Consider the following 16730-nt stretch of genomic DNA (forward strand, 5'->3'; position numbering starts at 1 on the left):
TGTACCGGCGCGCCCTTTCGAGGAATTTCGCATGTCATCGTCAACGATGGCGCAGCGCGTGGCCGTGGCCATCAACGCGCAGCGCAATGAGCTGTGGCCGGCGCTGGCCGGTTTCACCCTGTTCTTCTGCCTGTTCTCGGGCTATTTCATGCTGCGGCCGATCCGCGAGGCGATGGGCATCGTCTCGGGGGTGGAGAGCCTGCAATGGCTGTTCACCGCCACCTTCGTGGTGATGCTGATCGCGGTGCCGTTGTTCGCCTGGCTGAGTTCGCGGGTGCCGCGGATTCACTTCATCGACTGGGTGTATGGTTTCTTCACCCTGAATCTGGCGTTGTTTGCCCTGTTGTTCTTCAGTGCTGAAGAGAGTGTGTGGCTGGCGCGCAGCTTCTACGTGTGGATTTCGGTCTATAACCTGTTCGTCGTCTCGGTGGCCTGGAGTCTGATGGCTGACGTGTTCGACAGTGAACAGGCCAAGCGCCTGTTCGCCTTCATCGCCGCCGGTGCCAGCGTTGGCGGCCTGGTCGGCCCGGCGTTGAGTGCCTTGCTGGTGAGTACGCTGGGGCAGAGTGGGCTGATTCTGCTGGCTGCAGTGCTGCTGGCCGTGGCGCTGTCGCTCAAGCAGGTGCTGATGCGCTGGCGCGAGGAGGGTGGCGCGGGGCGTGCCGGTGCCGTGCGGGCGGAAAGCCCGCGGCGCCCGGTGCCGGGCAATCCGTTCAGTGGCCTGATGCGCGTGCTGTCTTCGCCCTACCTGTTTGGCATCGCCGGTTTCGTCATCCTGCTGGCGACGGCCAGTACCTTTCTCTATTTCGAGCAGGCCCGCCTGGTGGCCGAGCTGTTCCCGGATCGCGCCGCGCAGGTTCGCGTGTTCGGCGTGATCGACTTCGTGGTGCAGGCCGGCGCGCTGATTGCCCAGTTGTTCATCACTGGGCGTGTCGCGCGACGTATGGGCGTGCGGGTGTTGCTGGCCTGCGTGCCGCTGCTGGTGTGTGTCGGCTTCATCGGTCTGGCATTGATGCCGACCTTTGCCATGCTGGCGGCGTTGATGATCGTGCGCCGTATCGGTGAATACGCCTTCGTGCGGCCAGGACGGGAAATGCTCTTCGCGCCGCTGGATGCCGAGAGCAAGTACAAGGCGAAGAACTTCATCGACACGGTGGTCTATCGCGCGGGCGATGCCATGAGTGGCTGGCTCAAGAGCCTGCTCGACATGCTGGCTCAGGGCGCCTGGTTGGTGGCATTGGTGGGCGCTGCCTGTGCGGCGCTGTGGGGATTGCTCGGTTGGTACCTCGGCGGGCAGGCCGATCAGCGTAGTGCCGAGCAGCAGTTGGCGGCGACCAGCTAGCTCAGTGCAACCCTGCCTTTGCAGCGATACGGGAGTCGGTGCTCGACTCCCGCAACAACCCCATCAATCTCGTGCGGGGATGGTCAGGCCGCGCTGCACTGCCGGGCGGGCGAGGAAGGCATCGAGCACGCGGCGCACGTTGGCGAAGCGTTCGAACTTCACCAGGTCACCGGCCTTGTAGAAGTCCACCAGGCAGCGCACCCAGGGCAGTACGGCGATATCGGCAATGCTGTACTCGCCCATGATCCAGTCGCGGCCTTGCAGGCGCTGATCGAGTACGCCAAGCAGGCGTGCGGATTCGGCCACGTAGCGGTCACGCGGGCGTTTGTCCTCGTACTCGGCACCAGCAAATTTGTGGAAGAAACCGAGCTGGCCGAACATCGGTCCCAGGCCGCCCATCTGCCACATCAGCCATTGAATCGTCTCGTAGCGGGCAGCGGCGTCCTGTGGCAGCAGCTTGCCGGTCTTTTCCGCGAGGTAGATCAGAATTGCCCCGGACTCGAACAGCGCCAGCGGATGGCCATTGGGCCCATCGGGATCGAGGATGGCGGGAATCTTGTTGTTCGGCGCCAGCGAGAGAAACTCGGGGCTGAATTGATCGTCGCTGGCAAAGTCGACCAGGTGAGGTTCGTAGGGTAGGCCGATTTCTTCCAGCATGATCGAGGCCTTGACGCCGTTGGGCGTGGGCAGCGAGTACAGCTGCAGGCGCTCGGGATGCTGGGCGGGCCATTTGCGGGTGATGTGGAAGGGGCTGAGGTCGGTCATGTGGAGTTCCATGTCGAATGGGCCTAAGAGCCTGTTCACGATCTGCTGCGCGTCGGTGCTACTGCGTTAAAAACAAGCTCTAGCTCGCGAGATCCTGAACAGCCTCTACGAAAGGGGCGATCAGAACACGAGTGGCTGGGGTGCAGGAAATCGATCCAGTTGCTAGTAGTCATCGACTCGAGCAATCCTGCCTGGTTCCCTGCGTGCGAGCGAGGCGGTATGGTGGGTTTTTCATCCACCCGGCACGGAACCCATCGGCATGAGCCTGCACGGTACTTACGATTCCCAGAACATCTTCGCCCTGATCATTCGTGGCGACTTGCCCTGCTACAAACTCTACGAGGACGACGATGTGCTGGCCTTCCTCGATCTGTTCCCGCAATCCAGGGGCCACAGCCTGGTGATCCCCAAGCGCGCTGCTGCGCGCAATATTCTGGAAATCGACGACGCCAGCCTGGCCAAGGTCATGGCCGTGGTGAAGAAGGTCACCCAGGCAGTCGTCGACGAACTGCAGCCCGCTGGTGTGCAGGTGGCACAGTTCAACGGCGCGCCTGCCGGGCAGACGGTGTTCCATATCCACATGCACGTGATCCCGCGCTTCGAGGGCGAGGGGCTGGGTATTCATGCGGCCACCAAGGCCGACCCGGCCGAGCTGGAAGCGCTGCAGGCACGTCTGGTCAAACGCCTGCAAGGCTGAAGCGGTATTGCCCCGGACGAGTGACTCGCCCGGGGCATCAGGCAACCTGTGGGTTAGCCGTTCTGGTTGCTCAGCCCGCCCCACTCGACGAAACGCACGGCGTGCACTTCGCCCTGGCTGTCGCGGTAGACCATGACGCTGGGCACTACACCGCTCTTGCGGCTGTTGTCGGTGCGCTGCAGAACCTGGTCGATGTCCAGCTGCATGCCGTACTGGTATTCCTGCACTTCTACTTTGGTGTTGACGGGGGCTTTCTCGCTGGCGAAGGCCATGGGGGCGAAAGCGGCGATGAGGGTGGCGTTGAGGGCTGCGAATTTCATCTGGGTAGTCTCCGATTAGTTGCGCCGACTTAGGTGGCGCTGGGTTCGAGAGAGATGAAAACACTGCGCCCTTCATTACAGAAATCGATGTTTGTGCTAGCGAAAATCGCTGTCATCGATATCTTGCCCACAGGCTCGCCAAGGCCAATACTCAGGCGGCATTCATCTGCCCACGGAGGGCTTCATGCGCTCGATCCTCATCGCTCTACCGCTGTTGCTGCTGGCCGGTTGTTCATCGTTTCGGGGCGACCCCGAGCACATCAAACCGGTACCGGAAGATCGCCTGTTGGCCTTTCAGGAGGCGCGGGCGAACAGTGCGCAGATCGTGGTCAATCGCGACTTCGGGGTGATGGGAGGCGGCTGCTTCGTGGCCATCGAGGTGGATCGCAAGGTCGCTGCACGCATCGGCGTCGGCGAGGTCGCGACCTTCCAGGTGCCGCCCGGCACGCGCGTGGTCGGCATCACCCCGGATCGTATGGACGACACCCTGTGCGGCATGGGCCGCCTGCTGCGGGAGGTGGCAGTGCCGGTGAAAAGTGGGGAGATCCAGCACCTGCGCATCGTCAGCCAGAACAAGGGTGGCTTCGATATCCGCCCGGACAAGCCCTGATTCGGTGAGAGCGGTTGCGGGTCGGTGACCCTGCGCAAATGCTTCACTGACGATCAACCTCATCGGCCAGCAGCGTTTCCAGCCAGTTCATGAAGGCGCGCACCCGTCGCGGCAGATGACGCCCGTGCGGGTGCAGCAGATGCACCGGCATGGGCGGCGCGACCCAATCGTCCAGCAAGCGACACAGACTCCCACTCTGCAAATGCGTGCGCATGCCGATCAGCGGCGCTTGGATGATGCCCAGACCACCGATGCAGGCCCCGTGGTACGCGTCGATATTGTTCACCGTTATCCGGCCACTCATGGGCAATTGCTGCAGCTTGCCGTCACGTTGATATTCGAAACCGTCTGGGCGTGTGCCAAAGGCGGTCACGTAGTGGATCAGGCTGTGCCCGCTGAGGTCGTCCAGGTTTTCGGGCGTTCCATGCTCGGCCAGATAAGCCGGGCTGGCACAGTTGACCATGGACAGCTGGCCCAGTGGTCGCGCTACCAGGCTATCGTCGTCGATGGCGCCAATGCGCAGCACGCAATCGAAACCTTCGCGCAGTGGGTCTACGCGGCGGTCACTGCAGCCTAGTTCGATCTCCAATGCCGGATGTTGCGCGAGAAATTCATCCAGACGTGGCGCCACCAGACGCCTGGCTATTTCCGTTGGCATATCCACTCGCAGGCGCCCGCTCAGTGCGCCGGCATCCTGGCGGAACAGGTTCTCCAGCTCGTCCATCTGTGCCAGCACTTCACGGGCGCGTTCGTACAGCGCCTGGCCGTCCTGAGTCGGACGCACCCGTCGGGTGGTGCGGTGCAACAGACGGGCATCGACCAGGCGTTCCAGGTCACGCACCTGCTCAGACACCGTCGAGCGCGGCAAGCCCAGACTTTCGGCGGCCTGGGTAAAACTGCTCAGTTCGGTGACACGTTGAAAGGTACGCAGCAGCTCCAGCTTGTTCATGATGGCGGCCCAGATTGTTCGCTCGTGGCGATCAGTATTTCCGGTTTTTCTGGATTTATCAGTATTTGATCGATCAATAACCTGTGATTGAACTTCATCACCCATCACAGGAGATTCACCATGACTCGCAAAATCGCACTCATCACAGGCGCCAGCCGTGGCCTCGGCCGCAGTGCGGCTAAACATCTGGCTGCTCAAGGCGTGGATATCATAGGCACCTATCGCAGCCAGGCGGATGACGCGCAGCAGTTGGCCCACGAGATCGAAGCGCAGGGTGGCCGAGCGCTGATGCTGCAATTGGATGTCAGCGACAGCAGCAGCTTTGCCGCATTCGCCGAACGTGTGGAGGTTGGTTTGCGTGAGACCTTCGCGGCTGAGCGTTTCGATTTCCTGATCAATAACGCCGGTATCGGCATCCATGCCGCCTTCAGCGAAACCACTGAGCAGCAGTTCGACGAACTGATGAACATCCAGCTCAAGGGCCCATTCTTTCTCACCCAGCGCCTGCTGCCGCTGATGGTCGACGGCGGCCGGATCATCAATGTCTCTACCGGCTTGGCCCGTTTCAGCTTGCCGGGTTACAGCGCCTATGCGGCGATGAAGGGCGGCGTCGAAGTGTGGACGCGTTATCTGGCCAAGGAACTGGGTCCGCGCGGCATAAGCGTGAATGTACTGGCTCCCGGCGCCATCGAGACCGACTTCGGCCATGGCGTGGTCCGCGACAATGCTGAGGTCAATGCCTTTATCGCCGGCAATACGGCGCTGGGGCGAGTCGGTTTGCCCGATGATATCGGCGCAGCCTTCGCGCTGCTGCTGAGCGATGCTGGCCGCTGGATCAATGGTCAGCGTATCGAGGCGTCAGGTGGGATGTTCCTCTGAGAGCCTGAGCGGCAGTTCCCGACGGCACCGGCTGTGGCGGTTAGAATCTCTGAGCCAGAACAGGGAGATAAGCCGCAATGGGATTACCGATAGCGATAGTGGGAGCGGGTACAGCCGGCCTGGCCAGTGCCATATTCCTCGCCCGCCAGGGTTACGCGGTGCGGTTGTTGGAGCGTGTCGAACAGCTGCAGCCGGTGGGCGCCGGCATCCTCTTGCAGCCTTCCGGCCTGGCGGTGCTGCAGCGTCTGGGCCTGCTGGCCGAGTGCACCGCGTTGGGGGCGCCGGTCAGCCGCCTGTACGGCACCAGCTGTCAGGGCCGGGTGATCCTCGACACCCGTTATCACGACTGGCAGCCGGGTAGTTTCGGCCTTGGCATTCACCGCGGCGTGTTGATGACGGCATTGCTCAATGCCGCGCAGCGGGTGGGCGTGCAAGTGGAAACTGGTGTGAGCGTCAGCCGTTTCGAGCAGGCCAGCGGCCAGGTTCGCCTGCTGCAGGAGCAGGCGGATGGCCGTGAACAACCCCTGGGCGATTTCGCCGCGCTGATCCTGGCCGATGGCACGCGTTCGATCCTGCGTGCGCAGATGCAGGTGCGGCAGTGGTCGCGCCCCTATCCCTGGGGCGCTCTATGGAGCATGTTGCCAACTTCGCCGGCGACCGAGTCCGGCGAGCTGCGCCAGTGGTACCGCGGCTGCCGCGAGATGTTCGGGCTGATGCCGACCGGCTGCACCCATCAGGCACGCGAGACCTCGTTGATCAGCCTGTTCTGGAGCCTGCCACTCAGCGAGCACGAGAGTTGGCGCAGTAGCGGGCTGGAGGCCTGGAAAGCCCGCGTGCGCAACCTCGCTGGCGAGGCTTCAGAGGCCTATCTGCAGCAGATCGATAATCCCGCGCAATTGACCCTGGCGGCCTATGCCGACGTGCGCATGCAACGCTGGAACGATGGTCGCGTGCTGGCCATCGGTGATTGCGCCCACGCCATGAGCCCGCAACTGGGGCAGGGCGCCAATATGGCGCTGGTCGATGCCGCTGCACTGGCCGATGCGCTCGGCAATGTCGGTGACCAGCACGCGCTCGACTGGAACGCCATTTTCACCCGCTACGGTGATGCCCGTCGTGATCATCTGCGCTACTACCGTCAGGCCAGCCGCTTGCTGACACCGATGTTCCAGTCCAACAGCAACACCCTGGCGGTGTTGCGCGATATCGCCCTGATGTTGGCTCGGCACAACAGTTTCGGCCGCCAGCATGCCGTCAGCACCCTGGTTGGTGCACGCGGCGGCTGGCTATGGTCGGGGGCGCAAAAGCGCGAGCTGCACGCTTGGAAGGGTGAGTGCGAGGTCTGGGAGTAGCCTGCTGGCCGGTCGCTCAGCCGCGCTGCAGCTCGAGCAGCGCCTTCTGGCTCAGGTCCAGCCACTCCTTGTGTAGCACTCGATAGTGCCGGGCGGAGCGGCGGGCGTGGGTCTGGATCTGCTGCAGCAGTTCGATGGCCTCGCGCTGACGTCCCAGTCGGCGCAGCAGCAGGGCATAGCGATAGTTCGCCTCGGGGCTGGCGCAGTAGCTGCCGAGGGCGCGGTATTCCTCTTCGGCCTTGAGGTCGTTGCCCTGGCCTTCCAGCGCGCGGGCATACAGCAGGTGGCCGTCGCTGGAGCGGAAGTCGGGGTTGTGGGCGATCAGTTGATCGAGGCTTGCCTGGCAACCGGCGAAGTCGCCCAGGGCGAAACGTGCCCTGGCCAGGCCGAGGAGGATATCCGGGGCGTCGCTGTGGATGCCGCGCAGGGCTGTCTGATAGTGCTGGGCCGCTTCTTCGGCCTGCCCCATGCGCAGCAGTTCATCGGCCAGGTTGACGCGGGTATCACGGGTGTCGCGAATCTCCAGTTCGTCGCGCAGGGCGCGCAGGTGGCGCTCGGGGTCGATGCTGTCGTGCAGGCGGTTGAGTGTCTGCCGGCCGCGTCGGCTGCCGAGCAGATCCGGCAGCATGATGCCGAGGAAGTAGATCAGGCAGCCGAGGCCAGGCAGGGCGATGATCAGGTACAGCCAGTAGCGTTCCTGGCCACTGCGCACCACATGGAGGCCGCAGGTGACTTGGCAGGCGATGACCAGCAGGGCGAGCAGAGGCATGAGGCGGTCCAGTCCTTTGGAGTGCGAGGGGAGGCTTATCAGAGCATGGATCGGCCCCGTTGTCAGGTGACGTATGCACGGCTGTGGCCTGCGTCACGTGGTAGGCTGCGCGGCGGATTCCATGTTCATAAGGATGCGTGCATGCCGTCGTCGCTGGAGATCTTCGCCAACCTTTTCTATCTGGTTTCGGTCGTGCTGGCGGCGCGCAATTCGGTGCACACCTGGGCCGTCGGCCTGGTCGGCTGCGTGCTGTTCGGCTGGCTGTTCTTCGGCGTGCAGCTGTATGCCGATGTCACCTTGCAGATCTTTTTCATCGCCACCAGCCTGCTGGGTTGGTGGAGTTGGGTGCGCGGTCGCCAGGGCGAGGCGCTTCCGATCAGTCGTGCCAGCATGGCCGGATTGGGCCTGGCGCTGCTGCTCGCGGTGGTCGTGGCGGGCGCATACGGCGCCCTGCTGCACTATTTCACCGACGCCTACGCACCTTTCATCGATTCCCTGGTGCTGACTTTCAGCGTGCTGGCGCAATTGCTGCTGATGCGCCGCAAGCTGGAAACCTGGTACGGCTGGCTGCTGGTGAACACGCTCGCGGTGCCGCTGTTCGCCTCACGCGAGCTGTACCTGACGGCGTTCATCTACCTGCTGTTCTGGTGCAATGCCTGGTACGGCCTGTATCGCTGGCGCCGTGAACTGAACGCGCAGGCTGCCTGAATGAGCAAGCGGTTCGCCTGCGGGCTGGTGGTCGGCAAGTTCGCGCCGTTGCACCTGGGGCACGAATGGCTTATCCGCCAGGCGCAAGAGCAATGCGAGCAACTGGTGCTGCTCAGTTGGGCCTACCCGGAACTTGCCGGTTGCGAGCCGGATCGACGGGCGACCTGGCTGCGGCTGCGCTTTCCCGAACTGCGCAGCTGGGTGGTCACGCCTGAGTGGGTTGCCCAGCAACGCGCACGCGGCCTGGCGCTGCCAGAGCTTCCCCACGAACCCGATCCCGATGCTGTACAGCGCCAGTTCGTCGCCGACTTTTGCCAGGCAGTGCTCGGCCACCCGGTGGACGCGGTGTTTACCAGCGAGGCCTACGGCGATGGCTTCGCCGCGCACTTGAGCGAATGTTTCGGCCGGCCGGTGCAACATGTCGAGATCGACCGCGCGCGCGTTCAGGTGCCGGTGTCCGGTACGCGTCTGCGCGCCGATATTCATAGCCTGCGCCACTACCTGGCGCCGCAGGTGTATGGCGATTTCGTCGAGCGCATCGCCTTGCTCGGCGGCGAGTCCACCGGCAAGAGCAGCCTCGCCCTGGCATTGGCCGAGGCCTTGGGTACGCGTCACGCCGCCGAGTACGGTCGCGAACTCTGGGAAGAGCGGGGCGGTGTGCTCGCCTATGACGACCTGCTGCGTATCGGCCGTACCCAGGTTGCCCGTGAGCAGAGCCTGGCCGGGCAGTGCCAGCGTTACCTGGTGTGCGACACCACGGCGCTGACCACGCTGTTCTATTGCCGCGAGTTGTTCGGGCGGGCCGAGGCCGAGCTGGAGCAGTTGGCCGAGCGGCACTATCACCACCTGTTCCTGTGCGCCGATGACTTCCCCTTCGTGCAGGACGGCACCCGTCAGGATGAGACCTTTCGCCGCCGGCAGAACCAGTGGTACGCGCAGGAGCTGACGCGGCGCGGCTGGCCATTCACACGGCTGACCGGCTCTCTGCAACAGCGCATCGAGCAGGTGCTGCATCGCCTGAGCGGAACCTAGTCGGAGGCAGTTGGTGTACACGGCGCACCCTGCGTTCGAACGAGCGAAGCACTTGTCGGGATAGCCGCGGGTGGTGTTGCGTAGGGTGCGCTGCGCGCACCGGCTTGTGGGACACGCCTGGAGTTCAGCCAGCCATAACTGCAATTAGCGGCGCGCAACGTCTGGTCGGCCTTGCGACACGCTACGAGACTTGTCGGCCATCCATGGCTGGGCGAGGATGCGCGTTTTCGACCGAATCGGGATCGTCATGCGTCGTCTGCCTTCGCTCACCGCCCTGCGCACTTTCGAAGCGGCCGCGCGGCATGCCCACTTCGGCCGCGCAGCTGCTGAGCTGTGCGTCACCGACAGCGCCGTCAGCCACCAGATTCGCCAGCTCGAAGAGCAACTCGGCAGCACGCTGTTCGAGCGCGACGGCCGTCAGGTACGCCCGACGCCGCAGGCCAGGCGCCTGCTGCACAGCCTGCAGCAGGCCTTCGAGCTGATTGGCGAAGCCTGCGACGAGCTGCGCGATCCCGGTTCGCAGGCGCAACTGCGCGTCGCGGTTACCGCAGAGTTGGCGCAGAAATGGCTGGTCGGGCGCCTGGCCGACTTCGCCGAGCGCCACCCGCAGATCACCCTGCATCTGCATGAGCAACCGCTGGAGGCGACGCTGCCGGGCAGCGAGATCGATATCGCCATCACCTATGGCACCGGCCCGGACGATGCCAGCGCCTACTTCGTGCGGCCGCTGCCGACTCTGCAGTTCTTCCCGGTGTGCAGCCCGGGCCTGTTCAACCAGTCGCCGCTCAAGCACCCGCGCGACCTGGCGCGTCATTGCCTGCTGCATGACGATCAGGACGGCAAGACCTGGACCGCCTGGCTGACCACTCATGCTGGCGATATCCAGCCGACCCGGCATCTGTATCTGGGCCATGCCGGCCTGACCATGGAGGCCGCAGCACGCGGCCAGGGCGTGGCCATCGGCGACAACCTGACCAGTGCCGAAGACCTGGCCAGTGGTCGCCTGGTGCGCCCCTTCGCGGCCCAGGTGCCGTCGCTAGGGCAGTACGCGCTGGTGTGCGAGCGCCTGCGTCTGGACAAGCCGGCAGTCGCTCATTTCATCGAATGGCTCACTGATCAGCTGGTCGATCTGTGAATTGAATTCAAGGGTTCCGCGATTATCGTCATTGGTCGTAGTGGCATCGCCGGGCGTACTGTCGGGCTACTTCCAGCCACTGACGAGGAGCCGCGCGATGGCCCGTACCCTGACCTCCCTGCCCAAGGCCGACGGCTTTCGTCTGCCCGGCGAATTCGAAACCAAGAGCCGCTGCTGGCTCGGCTGGCCGGAGCGCCCGGACGTATGGCGCAACGGCGGCAAGCCGGCGCAGAAGGTCTGGGTCGAGATCGTTGCGGCCATCGCCAGCAGCGAGCCGGTCACCGTCTGCGCCTCGGCGGCGCAGTACGCCAACGCTCGGCGCCTGCTGCCGGCGCATGTGCGGGTGGTGGAAATGACCTGCAACGACACCTGGTTCCGCGACAGCAGCCCGGCCTTTCTGGTGCATGACGAGACGGCCGAAGTGCGCGGTGTGGACTTCGAGTTCAACGCCTATGGCGGGCTCGATGGCGGGCTTTACTACCCCTGGGACAAGGACGATCAGATCGCGCAGAAGATTCTCGAGATCGAAGGCTTTGATCGCTATCGCGCGCCTTTCATTGCCGAAATGGGCGGTATCCAGAGTGACGGCCAGCGCACCCTGTTGACCACCGAACAGTGCCTGCTCAACCGCAATCGCAACGCCCACCTGGGCAAGGACGAGATGACCCGCAGGCTGTCGGATTACCTCGGTGCCGAGCAGGTGATCTGGCTGCCGCGCGGCTGCAAGTTCGACGAAACCGATGGCCATATCGATGACCTGGCCTGCTTCGTTCGCCCTGGTGTGGTGGTGATGCAGTGGACCGACGACCGCACCGACCCGCAATGGGAAATCTATCAGGAGGCTTACGACATCCTGCGCAGCGTGCGCGATGCCCGTGGCCGTGCGCTGGAAGTGCACAAGCTGCCGCAACCGCGCGTATTGGAGTGGACCGAGCAAGAGGCCGAAGGCCTGGATCAGGATGGCACCACCCACACCCGTCAGGCCGGCACGCAGATCTGCGCCTCGTACATCAATTACTACGCCGGCAACTCGGCCATCGTCCTGCCGCTGTTCGGCGACGCCAACGACCGTGTGGCCCAGGCCACCCTGGCCGAGCTGTTCCCGCAGCATCGCATCCTCGGCATCGAGAACTCGCGGGAAATCCTGCTGGGTGGCGGTAACGTCGCCTGCATCACCATGCCGCAATACGCCGCGCCCCAGCGCGCCTAGGAGGCCCGGATGAAACTGCCTGCCAGTCTGCTGGCCGTGGCCATTGCCGCCTGCGCACACGCGCAGGCCGGCGCGGCGCAGCAGCAGGTCAACCTGTATATCTGGAGCGAATACCTGGCCCCGGACACCCTGGCTTCATTCGAAGAGAGGACCGGTATCCGCGTGGTGGTCGATCACTTCGATTCGCTGGAAACTGTGGAAACCAAACTGCTCACCGGCGGCAGTGGTTACGACCTGGTGCTGACTGCCGGCCAGCACCTGAGTCGGGCCATCGCCAGCGGTGCGTTGCGTGAACTGGACAAGACGCAGCTGCCGCACTTCGCCGGGCTGGATGACGAGTTCACTCAGCACATGGCCAAGTTCGATCCGGGCAATCGCTACGCCGGACTCTACGTCTGGGGCACCACCGGTTTCGGCTACCAGGCGCAGGCCATCGCTCAGCGCATGGCCGATGCACCGACCGATAGCTGGGCGATGCTGATGGACCCGCAGGTGGTGGCGCGTTTCGCCGACTGCGGGGTGAGTTTGCTCAATGATCCCAACGAGGTGTTTGCTGCCGCTCTTTCCGCTACCTGGGGCTGGATATCAACCGGCAGAATCTCGATGACCTGAAACAGGCCGAGGCCCATCTGGCCAAGGTGCGACCGTTCATTCGCTACTTCGACAATGACCGCAACATCAGCGATCTGGCCAACGGCAACACCTGCCTAGCGATGGCCTGGAATGGCAATGTCGCCATCGCCGCGGCACAGGCCGAGCAGGCCAACAAGGACTTCCAGCTGAGCTATCGCATCCCGCGTGAAGGGGCTCTGCTGTGGTTCGATGCCATGGTCATCCCGCGTGATGCGCCGCACCCGGAAGCCGGGCTGGCGTTGATGGACCACCTGATGACGCCTGAGGTGATCGGCGCCATCAGCAACAGCATCTACTACGCCAATGCGGTGCCAGCGGCCGACGCCTTCGTCGATCCGGCGATTCTCGCAGACGCCGGCACCTATCCGCCGGCCGAGCTGCGCGCCACGCTGTACACCAAGAATGACAACAGTCGCGAGTTCAACCGGGCGCTGACCCGTGCGTTCAGTCGGCTGAAGTCGGGTCGGTAGCTGTCAGCGATAGCGAGCGAGGATGGCCTCGAACTCGCCATCCTGTCTCATCTGCACCAGGGCACGCAGCAGCGCCTGGGTCGGTACGTCCGGCTCGTCCCGGACGATGCAGGCGATCAGGTCCGCGCTGATTTCAGCGAGCGCATGCAGACGTTGCTCGGCTGGCCGGTCGCGATTGAACCAGGCCAACGCCAGGTGATTGCTGATGGCATAGCGGTAGCGGCCGGCTTCGAGTTTCTCCAGGGCCAGTTCCTGGGTGCGGGCGTCTTCGCGGTGTATGGCGCCATTGGCCAGCAGCGGCTCCAGGTTCGGATAGCTGAAGCCCAGCACCGTACCCAGGCGCTCATCCCGCAACTGCTCCAGCTTGAAGTCAGGGTCGGCGTTGCGCGCGACGATCAGGTCGTGCTGCACCATGAAGGGCAGGCTCCAGATGTACTGATGATGGGATTCGACGAGCCAGTCTGGATTGACGTAGCAGCGCACGTCGATCCCGCCGCTGACCAGCAAACGTTGGACGCGCAGGCGCGGCAGCACCAGCATCTCTGCATGGCGGCCGACCTTCTGCGCCAGGCGCATTTGCAGATCGTAGAGAATCCCGCCCGTAGCCTGGCCATCGACGATCTTTATCATCGGCATGGCCCAGCTCTCGGACACCGAGAAACGTAGCGGGCGCTGCTCCTCGGCCGAGGCTGCGAGGCACAGTAGAAACAGCAGGGCGCAAAGCGAAAGGCGCATGCGGTTACCGGTTCATGACGTTAGATGCCGCGCCGAGCTTGGCCGTGACAGACTGGGCGACGGCCTCTCAGGCAGGTGCCGGCTCGAAACTGTCGGCGCGCGCCATGCGCCACATGCGCTCGTAGAACTCCCCTGCGATCTGGCCGCTGAGCAACTCGCCCGGCGCGAGAAACACGTGCTGTTGGGCGAACAGCTTGATCTCTGTAGCCGACATGCGCTGCACCAGGTGCTTGGCATCGATCTGCGCCGGGTGGTCGAGGCCGGCGGCGGCGAGCATTTCGGCCAGCGCCTTGAGCGTGTTGCGGTGGAAGTTGTAGACGCGCTGGGCCTTGTCCTCGACCACCAGAGCGCGCTGGCGCAGCGGGTCCTGGGTGGCCACGCCGGTCGGGCACTTGTTGGTGTGGCAGGACTGCGATTGTATGCAGCCGATGGCGAACATGAAGCCGCGCGCCGAGTTGGCCCAGTCTGCGCCGATGGCCAGCACGCGGGCGATATCGAAGGCGCTGACGATCTTGCCGCTGGCGCCGAGCTTGATCTTGTCACGCAGGTTGCTGCCGACCAGGGTGTTGTGCACGAACAGCAGCCCTTCGCGCAGCGGCACGCCCAGGTGATCGGTGAATTCCAGTGGCGCCGCACCGGTGCCGCCTTCCTTGCCGTCGACGACGATGAAGTCGGGTAGGATGCCGGTCTCCAGCATGGCCTTGACGATGCCCATGAATTCCCACGGGTGGCCCAGGCAGAACTTGAAGCCGACCGGCTTGCCGCCGGACAGCTCGCGTAGCTGGGCGATGAATTGCAGCAACTCGGTCGGCGTGGAGAAGGCGCTATGGCGCGAGGGCGAGATGCAGTCCTCACCCATCGGCACGCCGCGGGTATTGGCAATTTCCTCGGTGACCTTGTGTTTGGGCAGGATGCCGCCGTGGCCCGGTTTGGCGCCCTGGCTGAGCTTGATCTCGATCATCTTCACCTGCGGGCTGGCGGCCTGGGCGGCGAAACGCTCGGGGTCGAAGCGGCCGTCGGACGCGCGGCAACCGAAGTAGCCGCTGCCCAGCTCCCAGACCAGATCGCCGCCGTGCTCGCGGTGATAGGGGCTGATGCTGCCTTCGCCGGTGTCGTGGTAGAACTCGCCGAGTTTCGCCCCTTCGTTGAGCGCGCGAATGGCGTTGGCGCTGAGCGAACCGAAGCTCATTGCCGAGATGTTGAACAGCGACGCCGAGTACGGCTGGCTGCACTGCGGCCCGCCGATCTCCACGCGAAAGCTGCACGGATCTGTCAGTGGTGCCGGGCGCATCGAGTGGCTGATGAACTCGAAGCCGTTCTGGTACACATCGCTCAGTGTGCCGAAGGGTTTGTCGGCCCCTTCGTTCTTGGCGCGGGAATACACCAGCGAGCGCTGTGCGCGGGAGAAGGGCAGTTGTTCGGCGTCGCCTTCGAGCAGGTACTGACGGATTTCCGGGCGAATGCCTTCGACCAGATAACGAATGTTGCCGAGGATCGGGTAGTTGCGCCGCACCGCATGGCGCGTCTGCAGCAGATCGCCGATGCCGATCAGGCTGAGCACGCCGCTGAGCAGGGTGAACGGCCACAGCCATTCATGGCCAAGGAAGGGTAGGCTGGCCAGGGTGAACAGCACGCAGAAGGCGAAGAATGCGTAGCGGCTGAGCAGGGAGAGGTTCATGCAAGCTCCAGATGCGCGGATCGAGATAAGACTTTAGACCAAACGGCTATATTGGGTCATGTTCTGTCCACCTAGACACTCTCAAGGGCTGAGGACGAACCCCCTCGCCCTGTGGCACACTCAGTGGCCCGGAGCCAACCGTCGCAAGAGCTTGGCCCAAGTCTCCCGATTTTCGGCCTGCGCCATTGTCGCCGGCCTACTGCCTGAGGCCGCCAGCGGCCGAGAAGAGGAATGAGCGTGCATAACGTCGTCATCAGTGGTACCGGCCTCTATACCCCGGCCAACAGCATTTCCAACGACGAGCTGGTGGCATCCTTCAATGCTTATGTACAGCAGTTCAACGCCGATAATGCCGAGGCCATCGCCCGCGGTGAGGTGGAGGCGCTGAGCGAGTCCAGCACGGGCTTCATCGAGAAGGCGTCGGGCATCAAGAGCCGTTTCGTCATCGACAAGGAAGGCATTCTCGATCCGCTGCGCATGGTGCCGCGTATCCCTGAGCGTTCCAACGAAGACTGGGGCATCCTCTGCGAAATGGCCGTGGGCGCCGCCAAGGAAGCGCTGCAGCGCGCCGGCAAGACCGTCGCCGACATCGATGGGGTGATCGTCGCCTGCTCGAATTTGCAGCGCGCCTATCCGGCGGTGGCCATCGAAGTGCAGGCCGCGCTGGGCATCCAGGGCTGGGGCTACGACATGAACGTGGCCTGCTCCTCGGCCACCTTCGGCATTCAGGCCGCGACCACCGCGATCCAGACCGGTCAGGCCCGCGCCATCCTCATGGTCAATCCGGAAATCTGCACCGGTCACCTCAACTTCCGCGACCGTGACAGCCACTTCATCTTCGGTGACGCCGCCACTGCGGTGATCATCGAGCGTGCCGACCTGGCCACCTCCAAGCACCAATTCGATGTGGTCGGCACCAAACTGCTGACCCAGTTCTCCAACAACATCCGCAACAACTTCGGCTTCCTCAACCGCGCCGCGGAAGAGGGCATCGGCGCGCGCGACAAGCTGTTCGTGCAGGAAGGTCGCAAGGTGTTCAAGGACGTCTGCCCGATGGTCGCCGAGCTGATCGCCGCGCATCTGGCCGAGCACCAGCTCAGCGTCAGCGACGTCAAGCGCTTTTGGCTGCATCAGGCCAACCTCAACATGAACCTGCTGATCGCGCGCAAACTGCTCGGCCGCGACGCCGAGCCGCACGAGGCACCGGTGATTCTCGACACCTACGCCAACACCAGCTCGGCCGGTTCGGTGATCGCCCTGCACAAGAATCAGGACGACCTGCCGGCGGGCAGCCTGGGTGTTCTAAGCTCCTTTGGTGCCGGTTATTCGATCGGCAGTGTAATTTTGCGCAAGCGTTGAACTCTCTGTAGGAATGCCTGACGCGCGTAGAACCTGTTTCACGATCTAGCGAGCTAGAGCCAGGCAAGGCGAAAGCAGCCGAAAAAG

The 16730-nt window shown here is 63.8% G+C and carries 16 protein-coding genes and 1 pseudogene; 11 read left to right on the top strand and 6 right to left on the bottom strand.

Features of this window, described 5'->3' with window-relative positions:
• The first annotated feature begins 31 nt into the window (after positions 1-31).
• On the top strand, positions 32-1342 hold the full coding sequence (locus tag JWV26_RS18320; RefSeq protein WP_206417498.1) for an NTP/NDP exchange transporter: 1311 nt from the start codon (positions 32-34) through the stop codon (positions 1340-1342).
• Between the two features lie 63 nt (positions 1343-1405).
• On the opposite strand, the gene JWV26_RS18325 is transcribed toward JWV26_RS18320, so the two are convergent.
• A complete protein-coding gene (locus JWV26_RS18325; protein ID WP_206417499.1) occupies positions 1406-2107 on the bottom strand; it encodes a glutathione S-transferase N-terminal domain-containing protein in 702 nt (233 codons plus the stop codon).
• A gap of 259 nt (positions 2108-2366) precedes the next feature.
• On the opposite strand from JWV26_RS18325, the gene JWV26_RS18330 reads away from it, so the two are divergent.
• Positions 2367-2804 (top strand): HIT family protein, encoded by a 438-nt coding sequence (locus tag JWV26_RS18330; RefSeq protein ID WP_017677695.1) that lies wholly within the window; start codon positions 2367-2369, stop codon positions 2802-2804.
• A 53-nt stretch (positions 2805-2857) separates the two neighbouring features.
• Here the strand turns inward: JWV26_RS18330 and JWV26_RS18335 are convergent, their stop codons facing one another.
• Entirely contained in the window at positions 2858-3124 is a 267-nt protein-coding gene (locus JWV26_RS18335) for a DUF2790 domain-containing protein (RefSeq protein ID WP_021488517.1), read from the bottom strand.
• 184 nt (positions 3125-3308) lie between these two features.
• Between JWV26_RS18335 and JWV26_RS18340 the strand changes: the two genes are divergently transcribed.
• Positions 3309-3734: a 3-isopropylmalate dehydratase gene (locus JWV26_RS18340; RefSeq protein WP_206417500.1), complete on the top strand. Its 426-nt coding sequence runs from the start codon at positions 3309-3311 to the stop codon at positions 3732-3734.
• A 43-nt stretch (positions 3735-3777) separates the two neighbouring features.
• Here the strand turns inward: JWV26_RS18340 and JWV26_RS18345 are convergent, their stop codons facing one another.
• Positions 3778-4683, bottom strand: a complete 906-nt coding sequence (locus JWV26_RS18345) for a LysR family transcriptional regulator (protein WP_017677692.1) — start codon at positions 4681-4683, stop codon at positions 3778-3780.
• Between the two features lie 120 nt (positions 4684-4803).
• Here JWV26_RS18345 and JWV26_RS18350 point away from each other — a divergent pair, with 120 nt between their 5' ends.
• Together JWV26_RS18350 and JWV26_RS18355 are read left to right on the top strand one after the other, a co-directional pair.
• A complete protein-coding gene (locus JWV26_RS18350; RefSeq protein ID WP_206417501.1) occupies positions 4804-5562 on the top strand; it encodes an SDR family NAD(P)-dependent oxidoreductase in 759 nt (252 codons plus the stop codon).
• A gap of 98 nt (positions 5563-5660) precedes the next feature.
• A complete protein-coding gene (locus JWV26_RS18355) occupies positions 5661-6914 on the top strand; it encodes an FAD-dependent oxidoreductase (protein ID WP_241201229.1) in 1254 nt (417 codons plus the stop codon).
• Between the two features lie 16 nt (positions 6915-6930).
• Here JWV26_RS18355 and JWV26_RS18360 read toward each other — a convergent pair whose 3' ends face one another.
• On the bottom strand, positions 6931-7683 hold the full coding sequence (locus JWV26_RS18360) for a tetratricopeptide repeat protein (protein ID WP_093049292.1): 753 nt from the start codon (positions 7681-7683) through the stop codon (positions 6931-6933).
• A gap of 141 nt (positions 7684-7824) precedes the next feature.
• Here JWV26_RS18360 and pnuC point away from each other — a divergent pair, with 141 nt between their 5' ends.
• From pnuC to JWV26_RS18385, 5 genes and pseudogenes are all read left to right on the top strand, one after another.
• Positions 7825-8391, top strand: a complete 567-nt coding sequence (gene pnuC, locus JWV26_RS18365; protein ID WP_206417503.1) for a nicotinamide riboside transporter PnuC — start codon at positions 7825-7827, stop codon at positions 8389-8391.
• Positions 8392-9423: an AAA family ATPase gene (locus JWV26_RS18370; RefSeq protein ID WP_206417504.1), complete on the top strand. Its 1032-nt coding sequence runs from the start codon at positions 8392-8394 to the stop codon at positions 9421-9423.
• A 247-nt stretch (positions 9424-9670) separates the two neighbouring features.
• Complete coding sequence (locus tag JWV26_RS18375) at positions 9671-10558, top strand: LysR substrate-binding domain-containing protein (protein ID WP_017677680.1); 888 nt, start codon at positions 9671-9673, stop codon at positions 10556-10558.
• Between the two features lie 97 nt (positions 10559-10655).
• The gene (aguA, locus tag JWV26_RS18380) at positions 10656-11768 is read left to right on the top strand and encodes an agmatine deiminase (RefSeq protein WP_206417505.1); all 1113 of its coding nucleotides are present in this window, start codon (positions 10656-10658) and stop codon (positions 11766-11768) included.
• 9 nt (positions 11769-11777) lie between these two features.
• A pseudogene (locus tag JWV26_RS18385) lies at positions 11778-12871 on the top strand (extracellular solute-binding protein).
• A 3-nt stretch (positions 12872-12874) separates the two neighbouring features.
• On the opposite strand, the gene JWV26_RS18390 reads toward JWV26_RS18385, so the two are convergent.
• Together JWV26_RS18390 and JWV26_RS18395 are read right to left on the bottom strand one after the other, a co-directional pair.
• Positions 12875-13606, bottom strand: coding sequence for a substrate-binding periplasmic protein (locus JWV26_RS18390; RefSeq protein WP_206417506.1), 732 nt, complete (start codon positions 13604-13606; stop codon positions 12875-12877).
• 67 nt (positions 13607-13673) lie between these two features.
• Complete coding sequence (locus JWV26_RS18395; protein ID WP_206417507.1) at positions 13674-15284, bottom strand: FMN-binding glutamate synthase family protein; 1611 nt, start codon at positions 15282-15284, stop codon at positions 13674-13676.
• A gap of 237 nt (positions 15285-15521) precedes the next feature.
• Between JWV26_RS18395 and JWV26_RS18400 the strand changes: the two genes are divergently transcribed.
• Positions 15522-16643, top strand: a complete 1122-nt coding sequence (locus JWV26_RS18400) for a beta-ketoacyl-ACP synthase III (RefSeq protein ID WP_206417508.1) — start codon at positions 15522-15524, stop codon at positions 16641-16643.
• Positions 16644-16730: the final 87 nt, after the last annotated feature.

This window comes from Ectopseudomonas toyotomiensis, assembly GCF_017167985.1.
Lineage (GTDB): Bacteria > Pseudomonadota > Gammaproteobacteria > Pseudomonadales > Pseudomonadaceae > Aquipseudomonas > Aquipseudomonas toyotomiensis.